Below are 18,647 nucleotides of genomic sequence, written 5' to 3'. Positions count from 1 at the left end.
TTGACGGTAAGTAATCCGGTTTTGATTTGCAACCTGATTGGGTAAAAGTCGGCGCAAAAAAAAGATCGCAGACAGGCTGCGATCTTTCGTGAAGCGAAAATCCGAGGGGATTAGCGCAGGGTGTCGACCATGTCTGCGATGGTGGTCAGCACGTCTTTGCCCAGTTGCTTCGAGCGTTTGCCCGACCAGCCGGTGAGCGGGTTCGGCGCGTCATCGTGATCCTTGAATGGCATTTCCAGGGTCAGCGACAGGCAGTCGAACTTCTGGCCGACGCTGTTGCAGGCCAGAGTCATGTTGGCCTGGCCCGGCTCGTCGCGGGTGTAGCCGTACTTGGTCTGGAAATCTTTGGTGGTGTGCTTCAGGTGGCTGCGGAAGTGCTCTTCGAGCTTCTCCAGGCGCGGGGTGTAACCCGGGTTGCCTTCGCAACCGGCAGTGAACACGTGGGGGATTTCTTCGTCGCCGTGTACGTCGAGGAACAGATCGACGCCGTACTTTTCCATCTGCTGTTGTACGAAAAGTACTTCGGGGCTGACTTCCTGACTGGCGTTCTGCCAGGCGCGGTTCAGGTCCTGGCCCATGGCATTGGTGCGCAGGTGACCGTGGAAGGCGCCGTCCGGGTTCATGTTCGGCACCAGGTACAAATCGGCGCTGGCCAGCAGTTTGTTCAGTACCGGATCGTCATGATGCTCCAGGCGTTCGATCACGCCTTCCATGAACCACTCGGCCATGTGCTCGCCGGGATGCTGCTGGGCGATGATCCAGATCTTGCGGCGACCTTCGGCGCCAGTGCCTTTGCGCAGCAACTGGATGTCGCGGCCTTCGACGCTTTTGCCGGTGGCCAGCAGTTCGGTGCCGGCCTTGGTCAGTGCTTGCTCGATCAGCCAGTCATGACGGCCACGGCTGTAAGGTTCGAAATAGGCGAACCAGGCGTGGGTCTGCTCGGCTTCGAGGCAGAAGCGCAGGCTGTCGCCTTCGAATTGAGTCGGGATACGGAACCAGTTGACGTGGTCGTAGGAAGCGACCGCCTGATAGCCGGTCCAGGCTTTGTTGTAGGAAGACTGGCTGGCGTTGACCAGACGAAACCAGTGTTCCTGATGAACGTGCAGGCCGCTGGCCTTGAAGTGGAACCACTGGAAATGAGCGCTGCGGGTATCTGGCCGAATTGCCAGAACCGGGTTGAGCGGATTGCTGATGTCGATGACTTGGATGTTGCCGCTGTCGAAGTTGGCGCTGATGTCGAACGAAGATTTGGCCACGGTCATAATCGGTTCCTGAATATGATTTTTATGGCGGCTACTTTACACGCAAGACAGGGGTGAAACCGAGGGAAATTGCGGGTTGTGGCGGGGGGCGTCTTCCGTGACGCGGATGCAGCTTAGTGGCTGTGCGATTGATTCTCAAGTGCTAATTGGCATTACTTTGCCCCAATGTGGCCGGGGTCCGCTTGCCAAGCAATATTCTTTTGATATTATCCGCGCCATCGAATTTGCGGCATCCAAAGACTTCATTAGCCTGAAGCCACAAGCCAGAAAACTGGCAAAAAAAAGACCCGGCAAAAAGCCGGGTCAAAAACCGTGATTAGCCTGATGAGGAGATAGTCCAGAAGACCGACCTAAGGTCTCTGGTCCATCGACTGATCTCGCGACCAGTTGCTTGCAATAATAATCATTATCATTTGCAAGTCAAATGTTTTTATCTGCGCGATTGGAAAATTCTTTCCCGTCCGTCCGAACTCCCGTCTTCAGCGAACTGCGCCATCGAGCGAGTGATCAACCATCGCCCGCGCCATGTCCACCATGTGCACGACCGAAAACGCCAGATCCCGATTGACGCCCTGCAGGCCGTCCGCCGCCTTGAACGCCGTCGCTGCTGCACATCGCAGCAGATCGGAGGCGTGGACCAGGGATTCTTCGCCGCTCAGATTGCTGCTTACGCCGAAAAAGCGCTCATCCACTTCCGGTTCTGACACAGCTGGTTTCAAGTAATAGTCCAACGCCCGTTGCGCAGCGGCGCACCCTTGCGGGGACGTGAAGGTGGTGTCCATTTGCAGGTCGGGCAAGTCTTTGCTGGTGATATTCATGGTGAAAGGTCACTCCTTGGTCGATTCAAATCCGTGACTCAAGCATAGTACTATCAGTATTTGTGACCAGAATTTAAATACTACAATATGTGTTTTGCCGGCCGCAGGCGTCCACGTATGGTGCCGCACATGGATAAATGGATTGAGTTGGTCAAGGCCAAAATGAGTGAACTCAACGTCACTCAAGTCGAGCTCGGCGAGCGCGTCGGCATGTCTCAGGGCGGTATCGGCCATTGGCTGAACAAGCGCCGCGAGCCCGGCATCACGCAGATGAACCGCGTGCTGAAAGCGCTGGGCATGGAGTATCTCGAGGTCGCGGTGGTGATTCGCGAACCGCAGATCGATGCGGATGACGAAATGCCTCTGGCGCAGAAGTACAACCCTTACTTTCGCTACCCGGTCAGCGAGTGGAATGCGCCGGTCGAGGCCCGTGAGAGCCAGCCAGCGTATTCGAGTGCCAAGGACAAGCGGCGTTTCGAACTGACGGATTACCACGCCCGTGGCCCGGCGTTCTGGCTTACCGTGATGGGGAATGCGATGACTGCGCCCACGGGGCAGAGCATCGGCGAAGGGATGATGATTCTGGTGGACCCGGCGCTGGAAGCCGAGCCCGGAAAACTGGTGATCGCCCAGTGGCCGGACAGCGACGAGGCGATTTTCCGCAAACTGATCGAAGAGGGCGGCCAGCGTTACCTGGTGCCGCTCAATCCGACCTGGCCGAAAGCCTTGTTGACCGACGAGTGCCGAATTATCGGCGTCGTGGTTCAGGCAACGGCCAAATACTAGTCAGATCGATCCTCGCCAGGCGTAGGATCGATCCATCTTTCAAGCTTCTTCCAGTTCGACCAGTGCGCTGCCTTCGCTGACCATTTCGCCTTCCTGGCAATACAGCGCCTTGATCACCCCGGCGTGGGGCGCGCGGATGCTGTGCTCCATCTTCATCGCTTCCAGCACCACCAGTTGCGCACCGGCTTCAACCGATTGCCCGGCCTCCACCAACACTCGGACGATGCTGCCGTTCATCGGCGCCGTCAGACCACCCTGATGGCTGTGACTGGCTTCGACAGCGCTGATCGGGTCGTACGTTTCAACGCGCCGCAACTCGCCGTCCCATTGCAGAAATAGCACCTCTTCACGACGAATCGCCCGCAGCTGCCGACGCAGCCCGTCGTGCTCGAGTATCAGTTGCTCGCCGATCAGTTTTGCACTGCCGCCAGCACCGAGCGTCAACGCCCGATCCTGCCCCTCGCAACTCAAATGCAGCGTGATTTCCCGTGGCAACCCGGTACGTAAACCACTGTGTAGCGCCCAAGGCGAAGCCGGATCATCCGCCCGAGCCGTCCCCGGCAGGCTCTGCGCAAAAGCCTGCGCCGCCGCATTCCAAAATTCATCGCTCAGCGCAGCAGGTGTTGGCAGCAACTGATCCTGATAACGCGGAATGAACCCGGTATCCAGTTCCGCCGCCGCAAACGCCGGATGCCCGATGATCCGCCGCAGGAAGTTGATGTTGGTCTTCAACCCGCCAATCGCAAACTCGTCGAGCATGCTCAGCAGCCGTAAACGCGCCTGCTCACGATCTTCGCCCCAGGCAATCAGCTTGCCGAGCATCGGGTCATAGAACGGCGAAATCTCATCGCCTTCCTCAACACCGCTGTCCACACGGCGCCCCGGTCCTGCGGCGGATTCTCGATACAGATCCAGACGCCCGGTCGCCGGCAGGAAATCATTCGAAGGATCTTCCGCGTACAGCCGAACCTCAATTGCATGCCCGTTCAACGGCACCTGATCCTGAGTGATCGGCAGCGCTTCGCCACGGGCGACGCGAATCTGCCAGGCCACCAGATCGAGCCCGGTGATGGCTTCGGTCACCGGGTGCTCGACCTGCAACCGCGTGTTCATCTCCATAAAGAAGAACTCGCCGCGAGCGTCCAGCAAAAACTCCACCGTGCCAGCGCCGACGTAACCGATGGCCTGCGCCGAACGCACGGCCGCTTCGCCCATCGCACGACGCAGCTTCGGACTCAGCCCCGGTGCCGGCGCCTCTTCAACGACCTTCTGGTGCCGACGCTGAATCGAGCAGTCGCGTTCATTCAAATACAGGCAATTGCCATGCTGATCGGCAAACACCTGGATTTCCACGTGACGTGGCTTCAGCAGGTATTTCTCCACCAGCATCCGAGAATCGCCGAACGACGATTGCGCTTCACGCTGGGCCGAAGCCAGCGCTTCAGCCAGTTGGCTGACGTCTTCAACGACCTTCATACCCTTGCCGCCACCGCCAGCGGTGGCCTTGAGCAGCACTGGATAACCAATGCGCTCGCAAGCATCGCGGAAGGTGTCCAGATCCTGAGCTTCGCCGTGATATCCCGGAACCAGCGGCACGCCAGCAGTTTCCATCAGGGCCTTGGCGGCGGATTTGCTGCCCATCGCGTCGATGGCCGAGGCGGGCGGGCCGAGGAAGATCAGGCCGGCGGCTTCAATGGCGCGAGCAAAACCAGCGTTCTCCGACAGAAAGCCATAACCCGGATGAATCGCCTGAGCACCGCTGGCCTTGGCCGCTGCGATCAATTTATCGATTTGCAGATAGCTGTCGGCCGCTTTGCTGCCGCCCAGATCGACGCGGATATCCGCTTCGCGGCTGTGCCGCGCTTCGCGGTCGGTGGCGCTGTGCACGGCGACGGTGGTCAGGCCCAAAGCCTTGGCGGTACGCATGACCCGGCAAGCGATTTCGCCACGGTTGGCCACCAGCAGGGTGGTGAGAACAGGTGCGCTCATCAACGCGGCTCCTTGGTGGTGGTTGCGGCTTGCCAGCTCGGCGGACGCTTCTGCAGAAAGGCCCGCAGACCTTCCTGGCCTTCCGGACTGACGCGGATGCGGGCGATGGCGTTTTCGGTGTAGCGGCGCAGGGCCGGCGTCAGCGCGCCGTTGCCGACTTCACGCAGCAGATCCTTGCTGGCGCGCATGGCGGCGGGGCTGTTGAGCAGGAGGTTGTCGATCCATTGTTCGACTTTCTGTTCAAGCTCGGTCGCCGGATAGCTTTCCGACAACAAACCGATTTCCCGCGCCCGCTGCCCGCCAAAACGCTCGGCCGTCAGCGCATAACGCCGCGCCGCGCGCTCGCCAATGGCTTGCACCACGAACGGACTGATCACCGCCGGCGCCAGGCCGATGCGCACTTCCGACAGACAGAACTGCGCGTCATCGGCGCCAATCGCCATGTCGCAGCAACTGATCAGACCCAGCGCGCCACCGAACGCCGCGCCTTGCACCACGGCCACGGTCGGGATTTTCAGTTTGGCGAGGTTGTACATCAGCTCCGCCAGTTCCCGGGCGTCGTCGAGGTTGGTGTGGTAATCGAGTTCGGCCGATTGCTGCATCCAGGCCAGATCCGCGCCAGCGCTGAAGTGTTTGCCGCGTCCGCGTACCAGTAAAAAGCGCAGGCTGGCATCACTGGCGATCTTGTCCAGCGCCAGGATCAGTTCGCGGATCATTTCGGCGTTGAACGCGTTGTTCTTTTCTTCGCGGCTCAGCCACAGGGTTGCGAAACCCCGTGGATCGCTGTGCAATTCGAGGGTGTTGAAGTCGCTCATGAGGTTCTCCCGATCACATCCGGAACACGCCGAAGCGGCTCGGTTCGATAGGCGCGTTCAACGACGCGGACAAGGCCAGGGCCAGTACATCGCGGGTCTGCGCCGGGTCGATGACACCGTCGTCCCACAGTCGTGCGCTGGAGTAGTAGGGGTGACCCTGTTCTTCGTACTGGTCGAGAATCGGTTGCTTGATCTCGCTTTCCTGTTCCGCACTGAACGCCTGACCGCTGCGTTCGGCCTGCTCGCGCTTGACCTGAACCAGCACGCCGGCCGCCTGTTCGGCGCCCATCACGCCGATCCGCGCGTTCGGCCACATCCACAGGAAACGCGGATCGTAGGCCCGCCCGCACATGCCGTAGTTGCCTGCGCCGAAGCTGCCGCCGATGATCACGGTGAATTTCGGCACCTTGGCGCACGCCACGGCGGTCACCAGTTTGGCGCCGTGTTTGGCGATGCCGCCGGCCTCATATTTCTGGCCGACCATGAAGCCTGTGATGTTCTGCAGAAACAGCAGCGGAATCCCGCGCTGGCAGGCCAGTTCGATGAAGTGCGCGCCTTTCTGCGCGGCTTCGGCGAACAGGATGCCGTTGTTGGCAAGGATCGCGATCGGGTAGCCGTGCAGGTGGGCGAAACCGCACACCAGCGTGGTGCCGAACAAAGCTTTGAATTCATCGAACACCGAACCGTCGACCAGTCGCGCAATCACTTCACGCACATCGAAAGGCTGTTTGGCGTCCGCCGACACCACGCCGTACAACTCTTCGCTGGCGTACAGCGGCGCAATCGGCGCGCGCTGCTGCACTTCGCCGAGCTTGCGCCAGTTGAGGTTGGCGACGCTGCGGCGGGCGAGGGCGAGGGCATGCTCATCGCTTTCGGCGTAGTGGTCGGCAACCCCGGACGTCTTGCAATGCACATCGGCCCCGCCGAGTTCTTCGGCGCTGACCACTTCACCGGTCGCGGCTTTCACCAGCGGCGGGCCGGCGAGGAAGATCGTTGCCTGATTGCGCACCATGATCGCTTCGTCGGCCATCGCCGGCACATAGGCGCCGCCGGCGGTGCAGGAACCCATGACCACGGCAATCTGCGGAATGCCCATGGCGCTCATGTTGGCCTGGTTGAAGAAGATTCGCCCGAAGTGCTCGCGATCCGGAAACACTTCGTCCTGACGCGGCAGGTTGGCGCCGCCCGAGTCCACCAGATAAATGCATGGCAGACGGTTTTGCTGGGCGATGGTCTGGGCACGCAGGTGTTTCTTCACGGTCAGCGGGTAGTACGAGCCGCCTTTCACCGTCGCGTCGTTGGCGACGATCATGCATTCGACGCCTTCCACGCGACCGATCCCGGCAATCACGCCAGCGGCCGGCACTTCTTCGCCATACACAGCGTGGGCGGCCAACTGACTGATTTCCAGAAACGGCGAGCCCGGATCGAGCAAGCGGTTGATCCGCTCACGCGGCAGCAGTTTGCCGCGCGAGGTGTGACGTTCCTGAGCTTTCGCGCCGCCGCCCTGAGCCACTTGGGCGAGCAGGGTGTGCAGGGCGTCGACCTGTTCGAGCATCGCCGCGCTGTTGGTGGCGAACTCCGCTGAACGGGGGTTGAGCTGGGTATGCAGGATAGCCATGGACAGCTCCGTTTAGCGGGTTTCGTTGAACAGTTCGCGACCGATCAGCATGCGACGGATCTCACTGGTACCGGCACCGATTTCGTACAGCTTGGCGTCACGTAGCAGACGGCCGGCCGGGAATTCGTTGATGTAGCCGTTGCCGCCAAGAATCTGGATCGCATCCAGGGCCATTTGCGTGGCGCGTTCGGCGGTGTAGAGGATCACGCCGGCAGCGTCCTTGCGGGTGGTTTCGTTGCGCTCGCAGGCCTGGGCCACGGCGTAAAGGTACGCGCGGCTGGCGTTGAGCTGGGTGTACATGTCGGCGACCTTGCCCTGGATCAGCTGGAATTCGCCGATGCTCTGGCCGAACTGCTTGCGGTCATGGATGTACGGCACGATCAGGTCCATGCACGACTGCATGATCCCGGTCGGGCCACCGGACAGCACGACGCGCTCGTAATCGAGGCCACTCATCAGCACTTTCACGCCGCCGTTGAGCACGCCGAGGATGTTTTCCTCCGGTACTTCGACGTCATCGAAGAACAGCTCGCAAGTGTTGGAGCCGCGCATGCCGAGCTTGTCGAACTTGTTGCTGCGGCTGAAGCCTTTCCAGTCACGTTCGACGATGAACGCGGTGATGCCGTGCGGACCTTTTTCCAGGTCGGTCTTGGCGTAGATCACGTAAGTGTTGGCGTCGGGACCGTTGGTGATCCAGGTCTTGCTGCCGTTGAGCACGAAACGGTCGCCGCGTTTATCGGCGCGCAGTTTCATCGAGACCACGTCGGAACCGGCGTTCGGTTCGCTCATCGCCAGAGCGCCGACGTGCTCGCCGCTGATCAGCTTCGGCAGGTATTTGGTTTTCTGTTCGTGGTTGCCATTGCGGTTGATCTGGTTGATGCAGAGATTGGAGTGGGCGCCGTAGGACAACGCCACGGAAGCCGAGCCGCGGCTGATTTCTTCCATCGCCACGACGTGCGCCAGGTAACCCAGGCCAGCGCCGCCGTACTCTTCCGGCACGGTGATCCCGAGCAGGCCCATGTCGCCGAACTTGCGCCACAGATCGGCAGGGAACAGGTTGTCGCTGTCGATCTGCGCGGCACGCGGGGCGATCTCCTTGGCGACAAAGGACTGAACCTGATCGCGCAGCATGTCGATGGTTTCGCCGAGGGCAAAGTTCAGGGATGGGTAGCTCATGTGTCACCTTTTGGCTTTTTTGTAGGGTGGGGAGAAGGGCGTTTCAGTTCTCACCTTTACGTTAACGTAAGCCTGTGACGAATGGCTGTCAATCACCCTTTACGTTAACGTCAACTTGAGCGAGAGTAGAGCCAGTTCTGAATGGTCGGAGCTGCCGCAGCTCCGTTCCAACACCCACTAATAAAGACAATAGGGGTCGTCATGGATCAACCCAGTGCAAACCCGCAGCGCAGCTATACCCGTGGTTCCCAGAGCAAAGCCTTGCTGGCGATGACCATCGGGCAGAAGTTCGACGAGACCGTCGCGCAGTACCCGGACGGCGAGGCGCTGGTGGTGCGCCATCAGCAGCTGCGTTACACCTGGCGGCAACTGGCCGACGCGGTAGACGTGCATGCCAGAGCGCTGCTGGCGTTGGGTTTGCAGACCGGTGACCGACTTGGCATCTGGGCGCCGAACTGCGCGCAGTGGTGCATCGCTCAGTTCGCCACCGCGAAGCTCGGCGTAATCCTGGTCAACATCAACCCGGCCTACCGCAGCTCCGAACTCGAATACGTGCTCAAGCAATCCGGCTGCCAATGGTTGGTCTGCGCCGGGGCGTTCAAGAGCTCCAACTATCACGGCATGTTGCAAGGCTTGCTGCCGGAACTGGCCGAGCAATCCATCGGCGAACTGCGCAGCGAGCGCCTGCCGGAGTTGCGCGGCTTGATCAGCCTCGATCCGCAGCCGCCTTCGGGTTTTCTCCCGTGGTCGCAACTGGCCGATCTGGCCGCCAGTGTCTCGCCAGCACAATTGCGTGAACGCAGCGACAGCCTGCACTTCGATCAGCCCGTCAACATTCAGTACACCTCCGGCACCACCGGTTTCCCCAAGGGCGCGACCCTCAGTCACTACAACATCCTCAACAACGGTTACATGGTCGGCGAAAGTCTCGGCCTGACCGCTGCTGATCGCCTGGTGATCCCGGTGCCTCTGTATCACTGCTTCGGCATGGTCATGGGCAACCTCGGCTGCATCACCCACGGCAGCACCATGATTTACCCCAACGATGCCTTCGATCCGCTGCTGACCCTGAGCACCGTCGCCGAAGAAAAAGCTACCGCGCTGTACGGCGTGCCGACCATGTTCATCGCCATGCTCGATCAGCCACAACGTGCCGAATTCGACCTGTCGACCCTGCGCACCGGGATCATGGCCGGCGCGACTTGCCCAATCGAAGTGATGCGCCGGGTCATCAACGAGATGCACATGAGCGAAGTGCAGATCGCCTACGGCATGACCGAAACCAGCCCGGTCTCGCTGCAGACCGGCCCATCCGACGAACTGGAGCTGCGCGTCACCACCGTCGGCCGCACCCAGCCACAACTCGAAAGCAAAATCATCGACGAGGCCGGCAATCCGGTGCCACGCGGCACCATCGGCGAGCTGTGCACCCGTGGCTACAGCGTGATGCTCGGCTACTGGAACAACCCGAATGCCACCGCCGAAGCCATCGACGCGGCAGGCTGGATGCACACCGGCGACCTGGCGAGCATGAACGACGAGGGTTATGTGTGCATCGCCGGGCGTAACAAGGACATGATCATCCGTGGCGGCGAGAACATTTACCCGCGTGAACTGGAAGAATTCTTCTTCACCCACCCGGCGGTGGCGGACGTGCAGGTGATCGGCATTCCATGCTCGCGTTACGGCGAGGAAATCGTCGCCTGGATCAAATTCCACCCCGGCCACAGCGCGACCGAACAAGAGCTGCAAGCGTGGTGCAAGGAGCGCATCGCCCACTTCAAGACGCCGCGTCATTTCAAGTTCGTCGAGGAATTTCCGATGACGGTGACCGGCAAGATCCAGAAATTCCGGATGCGTGAGATCAGTATCGAGGAGTTGCGTAGTAACGAGGGCTGACGATTAGAGCTTTCGAAGCCAAGGCGCGGACCCTGGCTTCGAAAGCAGCGCTTATTGCTTTACTTCTACATTTTCCAACGCCTGATTCACCGCCAACTCCCCCAACATCACCACTTGCGCAATGCCCAGCAGAGTCTTGCGGTTCGGCCCTTCCAGCAGGCCGGCAAAGTCACCGAGCATGACCGTGGCTGACGCGAGGGATTCGCATGCATTGGCCAGCAAGGATTCCGTGTCGGTTTGCGGGTTGACCATGAACATGTCGTTTGGAGTGTAAGGCGTGGCCATGATCCGGGCTGCCGGTGTCAGGTAATAGTCGAGGGCGCGTTCGGCCGCGTCGTGGAGTTTTCTTGAATCGGGAAACTCGTAGGGGGACACCGGATCTTCTAACGGTGGAATGACGGTCTTGGACATCAGCTGGAACTCCGGAAAAGAGTCGCTTGAGGATTTTTATAGACGGCTGCCAGGCAGTGAGGGGACAAGCCCCTCACCGGGGCGGCAACTACCGCGAGACGTGATGGTTATCCAGCACACGATTGACCAGCAGCTCACTCAGCATGATGACCTGCTGCAGTATCTGCATCGCCTTGCGCTGCGACGGGTCGACGGTGTTGCCGAGGTCTCGGGCCATGTCACTGGCTGACGACAGGGTTTCGCACGCTTCGACCAGCAGCGTTTCGTCATCCATCGTTGGATTGACCAGATAAATCTTGCCGGGCTTGCGCGATGGCTTGGACGTCTTCTGCGCCCCGGGATCGAGGTAATGATTGATCGCCCGCTCGGTGGCCGTTTTAATGTTTTCGGCTTCGAGGGCGGCGTCGTAGGGGATCGGATCTGCATCCGGAGGGTTAGGCGTAATCTTGAACATATATCTAATTCCTGAAATAGGGCCGCGACCGTTCTCTACTAAAAGAAGGGTGGCGGCTGCGCGCAGGTTAGTAGACCGGAGGAATTAGCAAGACCGGCGCGCTCGAGAGCGCCCTGCGCACAGCCACCATCAAGTGCAGGACTGGACGTACCTGACTGAATGGGGCTCATGCACTTACTAAGACCATACGGGCTACTAAACCCGACCACTGATGGGCAGTGGCAGGTAAACGATAGAGTCCGAGGTCTAAGCGCACAAGCCGGCGGATTCTGGCGTACGCGTAGGCAACGACGCAAGGTGTTGTAGCCTTTATGGCGTAACAGTTGGTGTAATTTAAACGCTCATCCCATGTCGTGTTTACACACAGCGAAAGCCGTGAATCCTCCGTCTTGTTTTGATGCATTTGCCGGGTGCATGTGGATGGCTGGATGCTGCGGTTTGATCTCAAATACATGCCAATTGAGTGCTCACTGGAAGGTTGTTGTTGGAGGCTGTATGTCAACGTAGTTTTTTGGGTTGGCCTTCGTGAGCGCGGCAGTTAGTGTGGCTGCCATGTCGAGGTCAGCTCTCATGATTTCACTTGTTCAGTTGGCGAACGACAATCAATGAACGTGAAGGAGGTATTGCAGATGGATGAAGAAATCACGCTTGAGCATGAAGGCGTTCAATACACCGCTATCTATAACGTGTTTGGGGATACGCTGACGGTCTACTTGCCTAACGGTGACGCGTGGTTCACTGAGTTGCGGGGGTTGGGGGCTGAGTCGGCCGCCATGGTGCATCTGAAGTCGCATGTGCTTAATGTGACTAGGAAGAAAAACTAAGGAGATTCACGCATGGCAGCGGGCAATATCGAACGGTTTAACGTGCTAGTGGGGGCGATCTTCGCCAAGCTTTATCAAGAATTCCCGGTTGCCATAGAGCTGCAACCGGAAGACTTTCAGGAACAGATGGCGGTCAATCGGCCGGAGCAAGAGGTTGACGATTATCGCCATCGCCGTGATGCAGTATTTTTTGTTTCGACGGTTATTTGGTTGAGTAACCACGGCTACTTGGACAGTGGCTCACAGCTTAGCAATGGTACGGTGATGGGCTGTGTCATGACTGCCAGGACTTTAGAACTCTTGCAGGCAATGCCTTCGAACCTTGAGAGCAAGGATCCGTCGCTGGGTGATCAATTGGTCAGTGCGACGAAGGACGGAATGACGGGGAAAGTCAAAGAACTTGCCTCCGAGTTTTTGAGCAAGGCGGTTGTATTTGGCACCAAGGCAGCGACGGATTGGGTGGGCTAACTCCACCGCCACTTACCGACCCCTGTATTGTGTGAGACGCAGTTTTGAATCCGAGTCTAAATGCTGATGACGGCCAAACTCAAACCGCCGATATCAACGCGGAAATTTTGGACGTCTTGCATGAGGCCAAAATTCTCGCTCGGCGATTTTACCGGCTTACCGGCAAACCGCTGGGGATCACTGGCGAGGTGGCTGAGTATGAGGCTGCTACGAAGCTAGGCTTGAATTTGCATTGCGCCAGACAGGCTGGTTACGACGCTACCACCTTGCGGAATGGGCACGAGGTGCATATTCAGATTAAAGGACGGTGTGTCACTGATCCGGCCAAGCTGAATGGTCGCTTGGGCAGTATTGATTTGGATAAACCCTTTGATGCTGTGCTGTTGGTTTTGCTGGATTCGGAATTCAACGCGTTTGCGATGTATGAAGCCAGTCGTGCTGCAGTGGCTGCAGCACTTGAGCGGCCGGGATCTAAGGCCCGAAATGAGCGCGGATCCCTAGCTATTAGGCAGTTTATTGCTATCAGCACTTTACGCTGGGGGGGCAGTTGAGTTGCTCCCTATTATGCGGGTCGCCTGTTTAACAGTGGCGGTTCACGCGGTGTTTTGACCAATATGACTGCCCGTGGTGTCGATGGAGCGTTGTCACGAAGAAGGTGATCACGCTCGCCCTCAATGCTTATCAACTCAAGTCCATTTAGGAGTTCGTCCGGTAGTGACGAGTCCGGATTTTCTTGAGCAAGTGACAGAAGAACGTCCCTCAACCATTGTTGCATTGGGCGGGATCCGCGCGGGCCATACAGGAGCGGCCACACAGGCGTTCCGACCAGTCCATGTTCCAAGGCATCTCCGAATGCCTCAAGGCAGCAAGTCCCGGTTATCTCATCGTAACCAGCTCTACGTGAGATAAAGTTCATAGGTGCTAGCCATTGCAGAGTCCCTGTTCGGCCTGGATTATTCGAGAGTGGCCTAAGTCCACACGCGACATAATATGCAAAATCAAAACTTGATCCTAAGGGATAGAAAACACCAAAAGTTCCAACAGATGGAAGTATTGCATCAGATAACAAATTGCTAGGCGGATAAAATGTCGTCGTCGCGTTTCTCACGGTAGGCCTATTTGACAATAAATCCCACTGCTCGAGGTTTGCACCAAAACTGTCGGGAACTACAGCGGCCTTTGATGGACTGCATCCTAAATCGTTCTTGGTGACCTTTGCCTGATTGAACGTTACTCGAGCTGCATTGGCGTGACCATTCGGATACTGAATAATCATGACATCGCACAACTCGCAACGAGGAGTAGGACGTCCAGCCCCTCTCATTTCATCAAATATCACTTGATATTTATTTCCGTGATATTCCTTTGCTAATGCGTTAGCCCCGAGTGAGTTAAAGGCGTCTATAAACGCTTGAAAAAGTTGGATTTCGCCTTTTTTGCCCGCTGATTTTTTATGAAATGCGTTTTTCAATGCTTTTCCGGTCATAAGATCATGTCTTCCTAGTTGACTTCTTTGTTTGTGGTGCTTAGCGAGTCGCCTCATCGACAACACCTTGGGTATGTCCCATAACTTGTGCAGCTAGCTCAAAAAGATCCTTTGCAGATATTTCGTGCTGCTCGGCAACACTGAATACTTCTTCCATATCCTGCACGCGGCCAGACCCGGGGTCTGGGTACCTGCCTGCCCATAGTGTGAAGTGAGTGAGCGTTTGTAAGATGGCTTTATCCTTGACACTGAGTCCTGGTATGAAATCGGCGAGCTTCACCAGCCTATGGTGATAGAAAGATTTTTCATTGGCCATGTAGGTTACAACGCCGCTGCGTAGGATGGTCATTGCCTTAAGGCAAACCTCCAAACTGTAGCCAACAAGCATCAAAGCTACTGCACAATACTGGCTATCACATATGCCCTTCATATCAGTGGGCATTGTTTCGAAGCTTGGCTGATTTTTCATGAGTGCAACTGCTGCTTGAGTCAACGCTTCAGCTTGGGTCAGCCACAGGATTGGAGATTTGAGATCCTCTGCTGTTGGAGGTTTCGAGATATCTACGGGGAAGCCTGCTACGGTCTGGGCTATGCCCCATTTGAGCCAGGCCGAAGAGCTGTAGCCAAATGGGTCCGCAGCGAATGCATTCCGGTTTGGCTGAAGTTTTTTCTCTAAATTCATATGAGGCTCCTGACTCAAAAAACAGCGTCTTCAGCACCATAGTGCCATCACTGTGATGACAAGGGTAATCCCCTTGACTATCCGGTATGAATAATTGGCTAGATAGACCAAGTTTTGAGCTCGCGAGTAGCGCAAGTGAGCTTTACTGACCGTCGTAACGACCCCGATCGACCCACTCATGGAGGTATTCGATGAAGCATGCTACGCCACCGATAGGGGGTGACACTGATTGGAGGCTACAGTCCTACACTCACCTAGCAGAGGATTGGGTTTCACCTTGGTCGGGTGTTTTGTCACCTCGAGGGACGCGAATAACCGTTTCCTCAGTTATCCAGCTGACAAAGAAAAAACAGCTCACGATTCCATTACCTAATGCGACTGCGTTATTACTCAATTCGTCCACTTTAGCGTTCGTTGAAGCACGAAAAATTCGTGAACGTAGTGGTATTGATAAAACCCTCCACGCGGAAGTAAGTTTTCCGTCAGATGCTGAGGCGTTCGATTACCTTGAAAGCATGATCAAGTCAGTTATTCTAGCCTTTACGGCATTAGAGGCATTTGTCAATGAAACGATTCCTGTGGACTTTTTTTATGCGCGCTATCAAAGAAGCGAGATTGTTATGGAAGCGGCGAGTAAAGAAACCATTGAGCGGCACACGCCCCTAGATGAAAAACTGACGAAAGTTTTACCTGAAATTTTGCAATGCCCTTCACCAAAAGGTGGGCGTAGCTGGCAAGGATACCGACAGCTGAAAAATTCTCGGGACCGAATAATTCATATGAAAACTGACGATCGTCGTTCCTCAGGGGCCGAAATCGACACTGTGTGGAAAGCTATCGTTGTGGCACCGGCACCTCATCTTGCGGCCAAAGCGGTTATTGACCACTTCATAGGCTATATGCAAGAAAAACCGAATTGGCACAAGAGTTTCCCTTATGCCACTTCTTGAACTCTGCTGCGACTCAAAACCGTAATGCGGCAGATGAAATGCGATACGCTGAGTCATTAGTTGAGGATTGTCACCTGTGAAACACCCAGTTCTGTTAGCTTCGAATCTAACCCTCTTAAGTAGGTGACTGATGACTTATCATAATGCTGAAGTAGGTCTTTGGTTTGGTTCTGCAAGGATAGCTTTAATCTCAACGCTTCGAAAAAATCGTCCGTGTTGTTTTCTTTGGTTCTTTCATTGATTGCATCTTGACGCTTGGTTACGAAACTCGCGTAACACTCGATCTCAGATGCCAGTTTTTCAATGTCAAAATCATCCAACTCACCTGGTGGGGAGCATGGATTGGTCGAGGCAAGGTTGTCTGTAGGGCGAATATCAATCTCATCTATGTGAATAAGGTCATTCGCCGTATTTTTGCCGAAGTATCTCGAAAGTTTGAAATGCTCCGCAATTAGCTGCTGGCGCCAACCTCGACGAAACTCCACATATTCATCGAGCGGCCCTTTGGAAAACTCCTCCCAGCCCTTCTGATCCATCCCCTTCACTAATTTTGCGAGGGCGTTATATCCGTTATCCACAAGCCCACTGGTTTCCTGTGCCGTAGCTTGGGCGCCGTCCAGGAACCTTACCTTGTCGGCTCTTTCATCTTGATGTGCCTGTTGGCAGCTCGTACCAGCGAGGGTAATAGCGGCGGTGAGAAGTGAAACGGACAGAGTTTGCGACCACGACAAATCAGCCATCAATGAGTACCAGACTTTATGAGTTCGTATGAGATGTCGGCACGCAGTCCCGCTTCGTGAGCTTCACACTCTCACCCGTTGGGCCCTTTGCGGTTTAAATTTGCCCTATATTTTTTTGATATCTCGCTCGCTGATCCTCCCCACCCACCCGTAGAATATTCGCCAAATAATCCAGCAACACCACCTCTTCACCATTGATCGTTTGCCACACGTGGGTCGCCGAGAGCTGCGTCTCGTACTTGGTTGAATCGCGCAGATAATGTGTGCCCAACTGGTATTCCTTTACGGTGATGATCATGGTCGTCACTAGGGGAATGTCGTTCACCAGCCCGCCGTTATTGAGCTCTTGCACGCTGGAGCGGCACTGCGGTTGGACGCTCTTGAGCGGCGACACCAACTTTCGGAAGGTCTCTACAATAGGCTTTTCCAGGTGATTTTCCCTTCCAGTTCGTCAATCTGTCTGGCAGGTCGATCAGCCAACTATGCCTAGGTCCTGGAATTCGTTCATCACAACTTTTTTGGGGGGGAAGGTAGATTTCTTCGTATTTGTCGCGGAGGTTGGCGTCATATCCGGGTACAGGTTGGCGTTGGGGTGTTCACTAAAGCCTGCCTTTTAAGCGCTCCAAAGATTAGCGTGGTAGTCCTCGGTGGTCTCGGTTTCAAACGTGCCGCGCTTCAGTGGTAGCGGCACATCTGCGAACATACAGCAGATGATGGAGAAGTCGCAGTGTCGGCCATAGCTTCATGCCTAGGAAGTGCCGCAGGTCTGGCATTGCGTTTTGCATGACGGGGGAGGTCCCAATTTCAGAACGCCAGACAGCACAAAGGGGAGCCGAAGCTCCCCTTTAATTTTGTCGTCGCGTGCTCTTTTTTATTATTGAGGGTCGGTCTGTTGTTGTTTTTGGCAACCGTGGCCCTTTAATGCTGTTTTTGGCGACCCCCATCCGGGGTCAAGAGCAAACGTATTTTTTTGAGCGCTGATCTGCTTTCTCGCCAAGCGATCCAACCGATTCGGGAGCTACCTGAAGGTAGTTTTATTGTTCTCTGCCCGGTTGCGGGTCATTCCGAGGAATACCCTGAAAAGCACACCTTCTCCAAAAAAATCTGTTAGCTGCGTCTCTGCCGTGTTGTTTTTGTTATGTCAGAGTCGGTACGTCTTATTTTTATTGGTTTGCTGCTTTTTATTCTTGTTATGCCATAGAGATAGCAGAAGCCGTGCCAACTTTTCAAAACCCTTGTAAATCAATGGCTTGAGATTTTTGAAGGATTTATCCTTCAGGCAAAACCAGACAATTTGTTTCCGTGTTACTCGCTTGTGCCCACGTTTCGCGCTCGGCGGTAACACCATCCCCTCACTGTGCGCTACGGGCCTTGGCCACGCGCGAACCGGTCGGGCGACCCAGCACCGCACTGATCTGCTGGCCGGCGGCAATCAAGGCGTCGAGGTCGATACCGGTCTCGATCCCCAGGCCGTTGAGCAGGTACACCACGTCTTCGGTGGCGACGTTACCGCTGGCGCCCTTGGCGTACGGGCAGCCGCCGAGGCCGGCGATGGAGCTGTCAAATACCGCGATGCCTTCCAGCAGGCTGGCGTAGATGTTGGCCATGGCCTGGCCGTAGGTGTCGTGGAAGTGGCCGGCGAGTTTCTCTCGCGGCACTTGCTTAGAGACCACTTCGAACAGTCGGCGGGTGGCGCCCGCAGTGCCGGTGCCGATGGTGTCACCCAGCGACACTTCGTAGCAGCCCATCGCGTACAGCTCGCGGGCGACCATGGCGACTTGTTCCGGCGCGACCTCGCCTTCATAAGGGCAGCCGAGCACGCAGGACACGTAACCGCGCACGGTAACGCCGTGCTGTTTCGCCGATTCCATGATCGGCGCGAACCGCGCCAGGCTTTCGCTGATCGAGCAATTGATGTTGCGCTGCGAGAACGCTTCGGACGCAGCGGCAAACACCGCGACTTCCTTGACCCCGGCGGCCAGCGCATCCTCAAAACCGCGCAGGTTCGGCGCCAGCGCGCCATAGGTCACGCCGGGCTTGCGCTGGATCTGCGCGAATACATCAGCGGAACCGGCCATCTGCGGCACCCACTTGGGCGAAACGAAACTGCCGACTTCTATATAGCCGAGGCCGGCGGCGCTCAAGGCGTCGACCAGTTGCACCTTGTCGGCGACGCTGATTGGCTGGGCTTCGTTCTGCAGGCCGTCACGCGGGCCGACTTCGATCAGGCGTACTTGGGAGGGGAGGGACATGGCGTTGACCTGTT

Annotated in this window: 20 protein-coding genes; 7 read left to right on the top strand and 13 right to left on the bottom strand. The window is 56.8% G+C overall.

Translation table 11 applies throughout. The annotated features are described in order from the left end of the window. Positions 1-110 precede the first annotated feature (110 nt). Positions 111-1,262: a M14-type cytosolic carboxypeptidase gene (locus GQX66_RS17115; protein ID WP_102687156.1), complete on the bottom strand. Its 1,152-nt coding sequence runs from the start codon at positions 1,260-1,262 to the stop codon at positions 111-113. 97 nt (positions 1,263-1,359) lie between these two features. Here GQX66_RS17115 and GQX66_RS17110 point away from each other — a divergent pair, with 97 nt between their 5' ends. After that, the gene (locus GQX66_RS17110; RefSeq protein WP_240870147.1) at positions 1,360-1,578 is read left to right on the top strand and encodes a hypothetical protein; all 219 of its coding nucleotides are present in this window, start codon (positions 1,360-1,362) and stop codon (positions 1,576-1,578) included. Positions 1,579-1,741: 163 nt separating this feature from the next. On the opposite strand, the gene GQX66_RS17105 is transcribed toward GQX66_RS17110, so the two are convergent. Next, entirely contained in the window at positions 1,742-2,080 is a 339-nt protein-coding gene (locus GQX66_RS17105) for a DUF3077 domain-containing protein (RefSeq protein ID WP_240870146.1), read from the bottom strand. A 129-nt stretch (positions 2,081-2,209) separates the two neighbouring features. On the opposite strand from GQX66_RS17105, the gene GQX66_RS17100 reads away from it, so the two are divergent. Further along, positions 2,210-2,866, top strand: a complete 657-nt coding sequence (locus GQX66_RS17100) for a LexA family transcriptional regulator (RefSeq protein ID WP_085746264.1) — start codon at positions 2,210-2,212, stop codon at positions 2,864-2,866. 39 nt (positions 2,867-2,905) lie between these two features. On the opposite strand, the gene GQX66_RS17095 is transcribed toward GQX66_RS17100, so the two are convergent. Genes GQX66_RS17095 through GQX66_RS17080 form a run of 4 tightly spaced genes read right to left on the bottom strand, consistent with a single transcriptional unit; the run spans position 2,906 to position 8,467 of the window. After that, positions 2,906-4,855, bottom strand: coding sequence for an acetyl/propionyl/methylcrotonyl-CoA carboxylase subunit alpha (locus tag GQX66_RS17095; RefSeq protein ID WP_240870144.1), 1,950 nt, complete (start codon positions 4,853-4,855; stop codon positions 2,906-2,908). Then, positions 4,855-5,670 (bottom strand): gamma-carboxygeranoyl-CoA hydratase, encoded by an 816-nt coding sequence (locus GQX66_RS17090; protein WP_102687159.1) that lies wholly within the window; start codon positions 5,668-5,670, stop codon positions 4,855-4,857. Before GQX66_RS17090 ends, GQX66_RS17095 begins: the two co-directional genes overlap by 1 nt. 13 nt (positions 5,671-5,683) lie before the next feature. Next, the gene (locus GQX66_RS17085; protein WP_240870143.1) at positions 5,684-7,291 is read right to left on the bottom strand and encodes a carboxyl transferase domain-containing protein; all 1,608 of its coding nucleotides are present in this window, start codon (positions 7,289-7,291) and stop codon (positions 5,684-5,686) included. A 12-nt stretch (positions 7,292-7,303) separates the two neighbouring features. Then, positions 7,304-8,467 carry an isovaleryl-CoA dehydrogenase gene (locus GQX66_RS17080; protein WP_240870141.1) on the bottom strand — a complete coding sequence of 388 codons (1,164 nt, stop codon included), beginning with the start codon at positions 8,465-8,467 and terminating at the stop codon, positions 7,304-7,306. 201 nt (positions 8,468-8,668) lie between these two features. On the opposite strand from GQX66_RS17080, the gene GQX66_RS17075 reads away from it, so the two are divergent. Then, positions 8,669-10,366: an AMP-binding protein gene (locus tag GQX66_RS17075; RefSeq protein ID WP_240870139.1), complete on the top strand. Its 1,698-nt coding sequence runs from the start codon at positions 8,669-8,671 to the stop codon at positions 10,364-10,366. Between the two features lie 51 nt (positions 10,367-10,417). On the opposite strand, the gene GQX66_RS17070 is transcribed toward GQX66_RS17075, so the two are convergent. Further along, a complete protein-coding gene (locus GQX66_RS17070; RefSeq protein WP_039767504.1) occupies positions 10,418-10,777 on the bottom strand; it encodes a DUF6124 family protein in 360 nt (119 codons plus the stop codon). A gap of 88 nt (positions 10,778-10,865) precedes the next feature. Next, positions 10,866-11,231, bottom strand: a complete 366-nt coding sequence (locus GQX66_RS17065) for a DUF6124 family protein (RefSeq protein ID WP_240870137.1) — start codon at positions 11,229-11,231, stop codon at positions 10,866-10,868. A gap of 629 nt (positions 11,232-11,860) precedes the next feature. Here GQX66_RS17065 and GQX66_RS17060 point away from each other — a divergent pair. Genes GQX66_RS17060 through GQX66_RS17050 form a run of 3 tightly spaced genes read left to right on the top strand, consistent with a single transcriptional unit; the run spans position 11,861 to position 13,074 of the window. Further along, on the top strand, positions 11,861-12,055 hold the full coding sequence (locus GQX66_RS17060; RefSeq protein WP_240870135.1) for a hypothetical protein: 195 nt from the start codon (positions 11,861-11,863) through the stop codon (positions 12,053-12,055). Positions 12,056-12,067: 12 nt separating this feature from the next. Continuing rightward, a complete protein-coding gene (locus tag GQX66_RS17055; protein ID WP_210709764.1) occupies positions 12,068-12,523 on the top strand; it encodes a hypothetical protein in 456 nt (151 codons plus the stop codon). Between the two features lie 44 nt (positions 12,524-12,567). Continuing rightward, a complete protein-coding gene (locus tag GQX66_RS17050; RefSeq protein ID WP_240870132.1) occupies positions 12,568-13,074 on the top strand; it encodes a hypothetical protein in 507 nt (168 codons plus the stop codon). Positions 13,075-13,085: 11 nt separating this feature from the next. Here the strand turns inward: GQX66_RS17050 and GQX66_RS17045 are convergent, their stop codons facing one another. Both GQX66_RS17045 and GQX66_RS17040 read right to left on the bottom strand, forming a co-directional pair. After that, complete coding sequence (locus GQX66_RS17045; RefSeq protein WP_240870130.1) at positions 13,086-14,009, bottom strand: hypothetical protein; 924 nt, start codon at positions 14,007-14,009, stop codon at positions 13,086-13,088. Between the two features lie 40 nt (positions 14,010-14,049). After that, positions 14,050-14,691, bottom strand: a complete 642-nt coding sequence (locus GQX66_RS17040) for a hypothetical protein (RefSeq protein WP_240870129.1) — start codon at positions 14,689-14,691, stop codon at positions 14,050-14,052. Positions 14,692-14,882: 191 nt separating this feature from the next. Between GQX66_RS17040 and GQX66_RS17035 the strand changes: the two genes are divergently transcribed. Continuing rightward, on the top strand, positions 14,883-15,641 hold the full coding sequence (locus tag GQX66_RS17035) for a hypothetical protein (RefSeq protein WP_240870121.1): 759 nt from the start codon (positions 14,883-14,885) through the stop codon (positions 15,639-15,641). 56 nt (positions 15,642-15,697) lie between these two features. Here GQX66_RS17035 and GQX66_RS17030 read toward each other — a convergent pair whose 3' ends face one another. The 3 genes from GQX66_RS17030 to GQX66_RS17020 form a co-directional block, all read right to left on the bottom strand. Then, positions 15,698-16,381: a hypothetical protein gene (locus tag GQX66_RS17030; protein ID WP_240870120.1), complete on the bottom strand. Its 684-nt coding sequence runs from the start codon at positions 16,379-16,381 to the stop codon at positions 15,698-15,700. 94 nt (positions 16,382-16,475) lie between these two features. Beyond that, the gene (locus tag GQX66_RS17025; RefSeq protein ID WP_276613574.1) at positions 16,476-16,778 is read right to left on the bottom strand and encodes a phage major tail tube protein; all 303 of its coding nucleotides are present in this window, start codon (positions 16,776-16,778) and stop codon (positions 16,476-16,478) included. Positions 16,779-17,733: 955 nt separating this feature from the next. Beyond that, complete coding sequence (locus tag GQX66_RS17020) at positions 17,734-18,633, bottom strand: hydroxymethylglutaryl-CoA lyase (RefSeq protein WP_007951509.1); 900 nt, start codon at positions 18,631-18,633, stop codon at positions 17,734-17,736. Positions 18,634-18,647 lie beyond the last annotated feature (14 nt).

Origin of the sequence: Pseudomonas sp. B707, from assembly GCF_022496685.1 — a bacterium.
Classification (GTDB): domain Bacteria; phylum Pseudomonadota; class Gammaproteobacteria; order Pseudomonadales; family Pseudomonadaceae; genus Aquipseudomonas; species Aquipseudomonas paraglycinae.
This window is presented reverse-complemented; position numbering and strand designations above follow the sequence as displayed.